This is a genomic window from Arenibacter nanhaiticus (genome assembly GCF_900141935.1).
Lineage (GTDB): Bacteria > Bacteroidota > Bacteroidia > Flavobacteriales > Flavobacteriaceae > Arenibacter > Arenibacter nanhaiticus.
This window is the reverse complement of sequence record NZ_FQYX01000003.1, coordinates 247,254-259,209: the sequence shown is the minus strand read 5'-3', so window position 1 is coordinate 259,209 and position 11,956 is coordinate 247,254. Positions and strand designations below refer to the sequence as shown.

General features: G+C 38.0%; 7 protein-coding genes. 4 read left to right on the top strand and 3 right to left on the bottom strand.

Features of this window, described 5'->3' with window-relative positions; translation table 11 throughout:
• Nucleotides 1-8: 8 nt before the first annotated feature.
• Both BUA16_RS03390 and BUA16_RS03385 read right to left on the bottom strand, forming a co-directional pair.
• Nucleotides 9-494 carry a hypothetical protein gene (locus BUA16_RS03390; RefSeq protein WP_072763226.1) on the bottom strand — a complete coding sequence of 162 codons (486 nt, stop codon included), beginning with the start codon at nucleotides 492-494 and terminating at the stop codon, nucleotides 9-11.
• Nucleotides 495-621: 127 nt separating this feature from the next.
• Nucleotides 622-1,350 carry a phytanoyl-CoA dioxygenase family protein gene (locus BUA16_RS03385; RefSeq protein WP_072763225.1) on the bottom strand — a complete coding sequence of 243 codons (729 nt, stop codon included), beginning with the start codon at nucleotides 1,348-1,350 and terminating at the stop codon, nucleotides 622-624.
• An 86-nt stretch (nucleotides 1,351-1,436) separates the two neighbouring features.
• Between BUA16_RS03385 and BUA16_RS03380 the strand changes: the two genes are divergently transcribed.
• Complete coding sequence (locus tag BUA16_RS03380) at nucleotides 1,437-2,294, top strand: AraC family transcriptional regulator (protein WP_072763248.1); 858 nt, start codon at nucleotides 1,437-1,439, stop codon at nucleotides 2,292-2,294.
• Between the two features lie 430 nt (nucleotides 2,295-2,724).
• Here BUA16_RS03380 and BUA16_RS03375 read toward each other — a convergent pair whose 3' ends face one another.
• On the bottom strand, nucleotides 2,725-3,606 hold the full coding sequence (locus tag BUA16_RS03375; protein WP_072763224.1) for an AraC family transcriptional regulator: 882 nt from the start codon (nucleotides 3,604-3,606) through the stop codon (nucleotides 2,725-2,727).
• 154 nt (nucleotides 3,607-3,760) lie between these two features.
• Here BUA16_RS03375 and BUA16_RS03370 point away from each other — a divergent pair, with 154 nt between their 5' ends.
• The 3 genes from BUA16_RS03370 to BUA16_RS03360 all read left to right on the top strand — a co-directional run bounded on the left by BUA16_RS03370 (nucleotide 3,761) and on the right by BUA16_RS03360 (nucleotide 11,956).
• Nucleotides 3,761-5,173 carry a sugar porter family MFS transporter gene (locus BUA16_RS03370; protein WP_072763223.1) on the top strand — a complete coding sequence of 471 codons (1,413 nt, stop codon included), beginning with the start codon at nucleotides 3,761-3,763 and terminating at the stop codon, nucleotides 5,171-5,173.
• Between the two features lie 130 nt (nucleotides 5,174-5,303).
• Nucleotides 5,304-8,546 (top strand): glycoside hydrolase family 2 TIM barrel-domain containing protein, encoded by a 3,243-nt coding sequence (locus tag BUA16_RS03365; RefSeq protein WP_072763222.1) that lies wholly within the window; start codon nucleotides 5,304-5,306, stop codon nucleotides 8,544-8,546.
• A gap of 671 nt (nucleotides 8,547-9,217) precedes the next feature.
• Nucleotides 9,218-11,956, top strand: coding sequence for a PSD1 and planctomycete cytochrome C domain-containing protein (locus tag BUA16_RS03360; protein ID WP_245795513.1), 2,739 nt, complete (start codon nucleotides 9,218-9,220; stop codon nucleotides 11,954-11,956).

The following is an 11,956-nucleotide window of genomic DNA, read 5'->3' as shown; positions in this document are numbered from 1 at the left end:
TGTTTGTCCTAAGTATTAAGGGTTTTATATAGATTTTTGTAGTTCTCTACAATTTCTTTTTGAATGAATTGATTGATTTCCCATTGGTCACCCATCGGTATTTGAGTATTGGTCTTATATAGTGTACAGGGATGGGGGCCATATTCGGGAGTGATGGTGATAAAGGAGCGTTTGTTTTCCAAAGCATTTTTGATCATTAAACGCCACCATTCGTTGAACCTATCCAGCTCATTTTTGTAATTTCCATCTCGGGGATCTATCACCTGCGGACTTTGGGCCGAACCAACACGTGCATGGATATGATAGGTGTGTTCAATGGCCTTTTCTACTGCTGTTAGTTGATTTTCTAATAAAGGTTCGGCAACACAACACCAATGTAAAAAGTCAGCCGTAAGTTTCAAAAAAGGATAATCTTCCAAATAAGACAAACAGGCGTGAGCAGCAAAAGAGAAGCGGGAACGATGGGTTTCGTGTGTTATTGCAAAACAGGCCATGATACTTCTGAGCTTCCCCAGCGGGGATATATAAATTTAAGGTTCATTTATTACTTTTTGTTTTTAGTAGTCACCATCAATTTTAGAATTTAACTAAAGTGAAATCAGGTGATAGGCATTGGATCAACTAATTCCTTTTTTTTCGCTCTCCTGTATGATCTACCCCTTTTTCCCTTTCTAACTCGATCATTTTTTGGGGCCTGAAATTTAAGATCAGGGCTCTTCGTTGCGTATTCGTCGTATTGCCCTTGCTAAAGTGAAGCGTGTACCCATCATGAAAAGTACAGCCACCAGGATGTAGCGGAATGCTCTTTGCTTGAGTGGTGTCGGTTTCACAATACAGTGCTCCTCCATTGGGTAAATTTTTATGTGGAAGAATAGTATTTCCTTCCTCTTTGGGGACAAACCACATACAGCCATTTTCTTCGAACACCTCATCCAAGGCTATCCAACAACTGGCCGATCTTTTATCGGGCATGTCAATCCAATAAGCTGCATCCTGATGCCAAGGGGTTGGCGTATTGGTATGGGGGGCCTTATTGATCATCATGTCAAAGTCAAGCGCCATATCGGCTCCTAGCATATTCTGTACTAGTTGCAAGGCTTTTTCGTAAGCCTTGTTATTGAGCAATTCGATATTGACACTACTCGGTCGCATAATTTGGGTGATGCGCTCAACCTTTTTGCCAGTGGTATTTTCTTCACCGGCAAGATCGCTACGCAGGTGAGCGGTTGCTATTTTGTCTTGGAGCAATTCATCATAAATAGTACGCAAGGATTGTACCTCCTCTATTGAAAGCAAGGCATCTATTTTGATATAGCCTTGTTTCGAAAATTCTAATCTTCTCGTTTCCATTGTTTTGTTTAAAGAATGCCAAAATTGTAATTTTAATAAATGAAAGTCTATTAATTTTGTACTATATTACTTTTTTATACATTTTAATGGAATTAGAAAAGCAAGAAAGAAGGGTGTTTAATCTTCAAGAGTACGGCATAAAAAGAGCCCTTTCCTTTGGCCATTATAAATACAACAGGGTACAACCGGGTCTAGAGCAGCATAGGCACAAAGGAGCCATGGAGATTTGTTTTTGTATGAATGGACAACAACATTATAAGATTGGCGAGCATTTATATGAACTTAATGGCAATGATATATTTGTAGTGCCTCCAGATACTATTCACAGTACTGGAGAATTTCCTGAAGATAAAGGCGAACTGTTTTGGATTCAGGTACTGATAGACCCATCTAAAGGCAAGCTTTGCAGCCTACCTAAAAAACAAACGGAGTATTTATTGAATGGACTTTTAGATAAAACGGAATATATTTTTAAAGGGTCGTTTCGGTTAAAGTGGATATTGGAAAAATTAATGAACTGTTTAGAAAATGAAGATTCTATACTATCTAAAATACAGTTAGATCAGTTAATTGTTCAATTGTTGTTAGAAACCGTTATTCTTTCTAAAAAACCACCACAAAACACCCCTTCCATAAAGTTGGATACTTTGGATCGGTATATTTCAAAAAATCTGCATCGGATCATTTATGTTGATGAACTTGCAAAATTGGTAGATATGTCCACGGGGTATTTTAAAAATTGGTTTAAGATAAATTCTGGCATGCCTCCCAAGGAATACATCAACCGACTAAGGATCGAGCAAGCAAAAATGGAGCTGTTAAAGAAAAAAAAGGTCACACAGGTTGCCTTTGACCTTGGGTTTGGCTCTTCTCAATACTTTGCCACTACGTTTAAAAAATTCACAGGATACACTCCAAGATCCTATATTCGTTCAAAAAGATAAAAACAACCGTCATTACATAAAATACTTCATACTATCAAAGCAAGTAACATTGCTTCCTATTATATGTAGATATTATTGTTTTATAACCATCATACTTCGGCTGCGCTCAGTACAAGCATGAAATTCACAAATTTTCATTTGTCTTTGCTACATGTTTTCGGTCACGTTCATTTCAAATCAATTCTTCTCAAATTCCCAAATTGGAGAATTGGTTATTGTTAACTGAATGCCGCGTTAGGGACCGCGGCGGCATCCCCGCAGCGGAGCAAGGGATATAGACAAGGGCCCGCCCGACGAAGGAGGGAACGCCCAAAGGATTAGAATAATTATTTACATTTAACATCAGCCCAAGAATTTGGCATCACATGTGATTTAGGACCTTATTATAACATCGTACCAAAACGCACATGCCTACTAAATTAACAAGGCTTTAGTTTTCTAATTGATCTCGATATTTTTTAGGAGAAACACCCATGTATTTTTTAAATATTCTTGAGAAATACAAGGGGTCCTGATACCCTAATTTAAAACTTATTTCCTTTATATTCATGTCGGTATATTTAATATACTCACATGCCTTTTGGATTTTCTTTAAATTAAAAAAATGAATCAGGGAGTATCCTGTCTTTTTTTTAAAAATACTGAATATGTAAGAAGAAGAATAATTAAAGTTCCGAGCTATATCATCTGAAGTATAGGACTTATCTAGGTTGTTGGTCAAAAAACCAATTATGGAATCCACTAAATTTTCATAATCATTGTAGCTTACATTATTGATATCCTTATAAACAAAAGTACTAATGAAGTTTAAAGCAGCAAGGCTGGCATATTCCATTTGTGGTTCGGTATAACTACTTTCATAAATATTAAAAATTTGGCCAAATAAGTTTATCCGTCCACTTTCAAAGGGAACCGTTATAGTTTTGTTATTGTTTTTAGAATAGCGCGCAAAAAGGCTAGTTACTAGGGACCCATTAAAATGCATCCAATAAATACTCCATGGATTCTCATTTTGCGCCCCATAACTATGTTTGGTATTCTTTGGAATAATAAAAAACTGATTGGGCAAAACAGCTATAATTTCATCATCCAATTTATACCACCCCTCCCCTTTTGTACAATAAATAAATATATACTCGCTTGCCCCCTTTTCCCGTACCCTTTGATGATGGTTTGCGTTAGGGTAATACCCCAAATCAGTTACATAAAAAGAATTTGTAATAGGATTAGAACTTAGGCGTTGTTTAACCTCATTTGGCAGCACAATCATTCTTTGTCCCAAAAACCCCTCTTTTATAGTATAATTGTCCATATATTTCCATCATTTTTATATTTGTAAAACATCCCATAAGGTATAATTTTCAAAATTATATAATTAAGCTTTGTGATGGGACAATGTGTTACATATTTAAATATGAAGGATAGCAATAGTCGAACCCACAACTAAAGTCCATTTAAAATAAGAAATGAACAATTCAGAATTAAACATCCCTTACCTTCTATTTCTTTCGGTAGGTACGGCGATGGGCGGCTTCCTTTTCGGTTATGATTGGGTAGTGATTGGAGGTGCCAAACCTTTTTATGAACTTTATTTTGAAATTTATGATGTCCCAACTTTACAAGGGTGGGCCATGAGCAGCGCCCTAGTGGGCTGCGTATTTGGAGCGGTACTTTCAGCGGTAATTTCGGATAAGTGGGGCCGAAAGAACTCCTTGATTTTGGCCGCTTCCCTGTATTTCCTCTCTTCTTTTGGCACAGGCCATGCCGATGGGTTTGCGACCTTTATTATTTACCGCTTGATTGGCGGCTTAGCAATAGGGTTGGCTTCAACACTTTCGCCTATGTATATCGCAGAAGTAGCCCCTACAAAATACCGAGGACAATTTGTAGCCATTAACCAATTGACTATAGTAATCGGCATATTGGCAGCCCAAATTGCCAATTGGGGTATCGCGGAGGCCATTCCCACAGATTTTAGCAATTCTGAAATACTTGGTTCTTGGAATGGCCAATACGGTTGGCGGGTTATGTTCTGGGCCGAACTGATACCGGCTGGAATTTTCCTTTCTCTAATGTTTTTTGTACCCAAAAGCCCTCGGTTCCTTGTCAAAATAGGCCATAAAGAAGCTGCTTATAAAACCCTGGAAAAAATTGGCGGCAAGGAATACGCCCTAAATGAGCTCGACAATATAACCCGGTCCTTGAAAGATGATTCAGAACAAAAATTTACAAGTTCAGAAATAAAGAATAAAAAGGTTTTGTCCATCCTTGCCATTGGCATTGTATTGGCCGTTTTTCAACAATGGTGTGGCATCAATATCATTTTTAACTATGCGGAAGAAGTTTTTACCGCTGCAGGCTACAGCGTCGGAGATATGTTTTTTAATATTGTAATTACAGGTAGCGTCAACCTCATATTTACTTTTGTAGCGATGATTACGGTAGAAAGTTGGGGCCGCCGGAAGTTAATGCTTTTTGGGGCCATGGGCTTGGCCGTGGTATATGCTTTTCTTGGAACCGCTTATTATTTTGAATTTAGTGGATGGCCAGTATTGTTATTGGTAATCATGGCAATTGGCATTTATGCCATGTCATTGGCACCAATAACCTGGGTGATTCTTTCTGAAATATTCCCAAACAGTTTACGGGGAGCCGGCATGTCCATAGCTACATTTTCATTATGGATATCCTCATTTGCACTCACCTTTTCCTTTCCTATCTCAAATGACTTTTTAGGAACTTACGGTACATTTTGGATGTATAGCGGGATTTGTGTATTAGGGTTTACGTTCATTAAAAAGAAACTACCTGAAACAAAAGGTAAAAGTTTGGAAGAATTAGAATTAACACTAAAAGAGGTGAAATCATGGAACAAATGATGAATACCGAAAAACCAAATAAGCAAATGCAAGCTAGTCTACTTATTGTATAGGTCCGACTTCAAAGCAGCTAAAAATAGACCAAGGAACCTTCTTATAAGGTAAAAAAACTTATTTTAAAACCTATAAAATGAATTGGAAAAAAATTATTCTTATTGTTTTAGCAGCCACCTTTAACAATAGCATAAAAGCGCAAAAGGATACCATAGACCTTTCCGGAGCCTGGAACGTAACCTTAAATTCCGACATCCAGATTGGGGACAATATCTCTGAAGCCAATAAAATGAAAGGTATGATTCAGCTTCCTTCATCACTTGCCCAACAAGGTTTTGGGTTTGAAACAAAAGGATCTGATTTTGGTGTTCTTACTCCCGAGTATAAATATTTAGGTGTGGCCAGTTTTGAGAAAGAAATTATCATCCCTAAAAACTGGAAAGACAAACAGCTTACCGTTTTTCTTGAACGGGTATTATGGCAATCCAAAATTTTTATCGACGGCAAGGAACTTAGTACCCAAGATGCATTAGGAACTCCACATGTCCATAAAATCGGAAAACTCTCCCCTGGAAAGCATCGGCTAGTTATAGAGGTAGACAATGAAATGATACACAATATAGGTGATAAGGGCCATGCCTATGGAGACTATACCCAAGGTATATGGAACGGAATAGTAGGAAAAATGGAAATAAAGGCAAAGGATCCTACTTATATTCAGAATGTTAGAACCTTTTCATTGTTAAACAAGGACCAATTGAAAGTAGAGGTAGGCGTCATTGCCCAAAAAGATACAAAAACAGATGTAATTCTTCAAATACAAGAACTCGGAAAACCAGGGATAATTAAACAACTTAACATTTCTCGAAAGTTGAATATTGGGTCAAATAATATTGAAATTATACTAGATCTTGAGGGGCAGCTTAAAAAATGGTCCGAATTTGAACCCATTGTTTATTCCCTTAAGACAAAAATCAAAACAAAAAAGCATGAGGATATCCACGAAACAGAGTTTGGGTATCAGGAAATTGGTCACAACGGCACTCATATTACAATCAATGGTGCCCCAATTTTTTTAAGGGGAAATCTAGATTGCGTTCATTTTCCATTGACCGGTTACCCTTCAACCGAAGTAGAGGATTGGGTACGTATTTTTAAAACTTACAAGGAATACGGGCTAAACCATGCCCGCTTCCATTCTTGGTGTCCCCCTGAGGCCGCCTTTAAAGCCGCCAACAGGGTTGGTATTTATTTGCAGGCAGAAGCCTCTATTTGGATTGATTGGTGGATGAGTGAGGATATGAAAATAAAGGGAAGACCAGAGATGGACACTAAAGGGTACCCAAAGGGACTTGGTCTAGATCCTGAACGCGATGCTTTTGTTATCGAAGAAATGAACAGGGTGGTAGACACTTACGGAAACCATCCATCCTTTACTATGTTCTGCATTGGTAACGAATTGGGAAATTCAGATTTTGATATTATGAAAGGATGGGTGGCAGATTTAAAAAACAAGGACAACAGAAGGCTTTATTCTGTTTCCACGGCCCGCAAAATTACCGATGTAGACGATTATATGGCTACCCATTATATTCAAGGAGTAGGTCGTACAAGAGGTTTGAACGGGGCAAGGACGGATTGGGATTTTGAAGATATATACTCGCAAATGAACATCCCCATAATAGCACATGAGATAGGACAATGGCCAGTTTACCCTACTTGGGATGAAATTTACAAATATACTGGTGTACTCAAAGCTAGAAATTTAGAGGGGTTTAAGGAAGTTGCAGAAAAAAACGGTATTGCAGACCAGGATCATGACTTTAAAATGGCTTCTGGAGCCCTGAACCAAATTATGTACAAATATGAAATCGAATCATTTTTAAGGACCAAAAGTTGTGCAGGGATTCAATTATTGAGCATGCAGGACTATCAAGGGCAGGGAGAAGCCTTGATTGGCTGGCTAGATGCACACTGGGACAGCAAGGGAATAACAAGCCCAGAAAAATTTAAACAACATTTCGATGAAACGGTTCCTCTTTTGCGAATGAAGAAATTTGTCTGGGAAACGGATGAAACTTTTGAAGCGAGTGCTCAGATTTCCCATTACGGACAATTCACCATCAAAGAAGGGACTATTATTGCCAAGATCCTGACCAAAAAGGGAACAGTATTAAAGGAAGAAAAGTGGTCGATAACAAATTTGGAAAGCGGTAGTTTAACTGATATAGGAAGTTTTAAATTTCCTTTAAAATCAATTGATCGCGCACAACAATTGACCATATCCCTAGCCTTGGAGAATTCCCATTTTAAAAACACTTGGGATATTTGGGTCTACCCTTCCCAATTGCCAAACACAGATGAGAGTGAAATTTATTTTACGCACTCATTAGACAGCAAAGCAATGAAAGCCTTGGAGAAGGGCAGAAAAGTAATGTTATTCGCAAATCAATTGGGAACCGAAAAGAACAGTGTTGGTTTAAATTTTTATCCATTGTATTGGTCGTTGACATTCTTTCCCGGACAAGGCAAAACAAATATCGGTCTATTGATTCAAAACGAACACCCTGCTTTCGATAATTTCCCAACCTCCTATCACAGCGATTGGCAGTGGGAGGCTATTATGGGCGCTTCAAAAGCCTTTATATTAAACACTACCCCAAAGGAATATAAACCTATTGTACAGGTGGTAGACGATTTTCACAGGAACAACAAGGAAGGTGTTGTTTTCGAATTCGGAGTAGGAAAAGGTAAATTATTGGTTTGTGGTTTTGATATTGCTTCAAATGATTCTCCAGTTGCAAAACAGTTACAATATAGCCTTGAGGAATACATAAAATCTAACGCTTTTAACCCTAAACTTGCGGTCGACAATGCATTTTTAGAGGAACTTTTCCCCTTAATTCCCAAGGCTGAAGAAACCACTATAAATGAAGGTTTCAAAAATATTCTATTACAAGTGAGATCTGCTTCCTTATTAAAAATCAAAAATACCGATGTTCCTTGGTCTAAGGAGGTAGACCAAATAATTGTCCAAAAAGAAGGTGTCGCCTACAATTTACAATCAGATGGCGTATGGAAAGATGGGGAAGCCAGTGGGTGGCACGGAGAAAAAATGTCCCTTACTATAGATTGTCCTAGCGGAATATTGGGAAGTTTCTATGTATTATTTGACGATTGGAATCATAAGAACAGGGAAGGATTTGTCGAATTTGAAGGTAGAAAAGTTCAGTTAGGCGCACATGATACTGAAGGAGGAAAATGGGTAAAATTCCACGTAATGCGTGAAGATAGTAATGACGGAAAACTTGTTTTGAAAACTTCAGCATCTAAGGGAGGAAATTTGATGATTCGACAAATAGTATTAGAGAAGGAATAGTTTTGACGAAGCTAACAAACTATCCCTTTAAGGGGGTAAATGAAAAATAATGAGGGGCAGACTTTTAATAAGATCTGCCCCTTTTTTTATAAAACTCAAAAGCTGGCCAGTCCTATTCTAAACAATGTAATCTCCATTGATTGAACTACCTACTTATTGGGACTTGAAGTATATCATACTATAATACATATATAGAATAATAATGTCCATCCGATAAAACACTTATTCTAACTATTATTGAGTTTTAAAAAAAAACAATTAATAATGAAAAGTAAACCAAATTTTTTATCAACGATAACTGAAGATAGGCGTACCTCATTATTCTGGATGGAAGAATTTTAATCCAATAGCATCCATACTGTGATAGATTCCATACCTTATAGTATTAAGTATTTTACAAGGAGAAGGTTTACTTTCTTAAATGTTCCTATTTAAGTTATAAGCTACAAAGAATTGCAAATATAGAGGAGTCTTTTGTTAATATATTACCATGTTTATATGGCTATGAGAATTAATTTGCAATGGTAAAATCATGGATGGATTTGTAAATAAAAATCTACCAAAAATTAGATTCTTAAAAAATAGCAGTATTTCTTTTTAACAATTACAAATCAACACATTACAACGTTACAGAAGTAATCTAAAAAGCTTAACTATTAAAATTTAAAAGAGTGAGTAAAAAATATTTAATTGCCTTAGTTGTTGCCGTCATGTTAGGGCTTGTTCTTGTTATATGGAGCAAGTTAAAACCAGTTTCAACAATAGATTTCAGTACCGATATTAAGCCAATTCTTAATAAGAACTGTATAACTTGTCACGGAGGGGTAAAAAAAAGTGGCGGTTTTAGCCTTTTATTTGAAAGCGAGGCCTTGGCCGACACCGAGTCGGGGGGGCCTGCCATAATCCCGGGCAATGCCTCTAAGAGTTCTTTTATACAGCTTTTAAAGGAAGAGGATCCTGAATTGAGAATGCCCTATCAAAAACCAAAATTATCGGAAGAAGAAATAGCTCTTTTGACCAAATGGGTAGATGAAGGAGCAAAATGGGGCAAACATTGGGCGTATAGCCTACCTGAAAAGGTAGCAGTCCCCAAAACTAACCAAAGGGCAGGTATTTCCTCTAGTACTTCTGATGGATTTATACAAAATGACATAGATCGGTTTACTTTTAAAACACTAGAAAACAACGACTTGACACCTAGTCTACCAGCAGAACCAAATATCATTGCTAGAAGACTTGCTTTGGATTTGATAGGGCTTCCTGCCGACAATACCTTATTCGAAGATTTTTCGACAGGGAAAATATCGTATGAAAATATGGTCGACGAACTTCTCTCTCGAGATTCATATGGCGAAAAATGGGCTAGTTGGTGGTTAGACCAAGCACGTTATGCAGATACCAAGGGCTATGAAAAAGATATGGGACGATCGATGTGGGAATATCGGGATTGGGTGATAAAGGCCTTGAATAAAGACATGCCATATGATCAATTTACTATTGAACAACTTGCGGGAGACCTTTTGCCGGAACCTTCGGTAGATCAACTTATTGCTACAGCCTTTCATAGAAACACCATGAACAACGATGAAGGAGGCACGGATGACGAGGAGTTTAGGGTTGCCGCAGTTATTGATAGGGTGAACACCACTTTTGAAGTATTTCAGAGTACTACCATTGGTTGTGTGCAATGCCATAGCCATACCTATGATCCCTTCAAGCATGAGGAATTTTATAATTTGATGGCCTTTTTTAACAATACTAGGGATGAAGATACCACAGAGGATGAACCCAACCTAAAATTCTACAATGAGGAGCAGAAGGCAAAAGTGGCTAAAATCCACGAATGGATTTTAAAAAATGAAAACAAGGAAGTTGCTGATGCGTATAAAAATTTCCTTACTTATTCGGAACCTGTGTACCATGGGCATTTAGCAAAAAATTATACCAACGGAAATTTAGCGGATACCAAATGGATTGCTTTGCGCAATAATGGTTCTTGTTACATGAACGACGTTTATACTCAGGGAGCCGACTATATATATTTAAAACTTTACTCGGGCATTGACGCTACTAAAGTAACTATAAGAAAGGATAACTCCGAGGGGGAAATTCTAGCACAGTTTAACACCAATAAAACCCAAGGAAGGGTCGTTCAAAAGTTTCCATTTAAGAAAACTAAAGAAAAGTTAAACTTATACATTGAGGCCGAAAATAACAAGATTTCTCCAACAACGCCCACGAGTTATATATCATGGATAGCTTTTCTTCCTGAAATTAAAGCCAATAAAAATAAAGAATTCTATCAAATTGACGAAACCTTTATGCAGCTAGTGAATAGCCATACGCCTACCCTACCTATTATGGTGGAGAACTTGGATCATCAAAAAAGAACTACGCAATTCTTTGAAAAAGGCAGTTGGCTTATGAAAACTGATACCGTATACCCATCTACCCCTCAGGTGTTAAACGATTGGAAGCCCGAATGGCCAAAAAACAGGTTAGGTTTTTCCCAATGGTTAGTGAGCAAAGAGAATCCACTTACTGCCCGAACCTTGGTAAACAGGATATGGCATCAACTTTTTGGACGAGGTATTGTAGCCTCCTTGGAGGACATGGGATCTCAGTCCGACGCGCCTTCCCACCCAGAATTACTGGATTGGTTGGCCCTAAGATTTATGAACGAACATCAATGGAGTATAAAAGCGTTGGTAAAAGAAATTGTAATGTCTGGCACCTATAGGCAGCGTTCTGTAAACAGCGCAGCACTATATAACAAAGATCCAGAAAACAAATTGTATGCTCGAGGTCCCAGGACAAGGCTTTCTGCAGAACAAATACGAGACCAGGCCTTGGCGGTTTCGGGGCTCCTGAGCAAAAAAATGTATGGCCCAAGTGTAATGCCACCCCAACCAGAGGGGATTTGGCAAACCGTTTACAATGGCGGCCAATGGAATGAAAGTAAAGGAGAAGACAAATACCGAAGAGCCTTGTATACTTACTTAAAGCGTACCAGCCCCTACCCTTCACTAGTTACTTTTGATGCCAATAGCCGAGAGGTTTCCACCGTTAGAAGAACAGTGACCAATACTCCTTTGCAGGCATTGGTGACCCTTAACGATCCGGTATACCTAGAAGCTGCATTTAATTTGGCTAAACATATGGCCAAGGCCGGTAATGTAGATAAAAGCATTACAACAGGGTACTATAAGGCCGTATTAAGAGAAATTGAAAAAGAAAAACTAATAGCCCTGAAGCAACTTTACAAAAGTGCCTTTTTAGAGTTTGAACAGCAACCTGAGACTATAAGGGAGTTCATTCCTTTTGACGCGGAAGCTACACCTAATATAGCGGCATTGACCATAGTAGCCAATGCCATAATGAACCTAGATGAGTTTTTAACAAAATCGTAA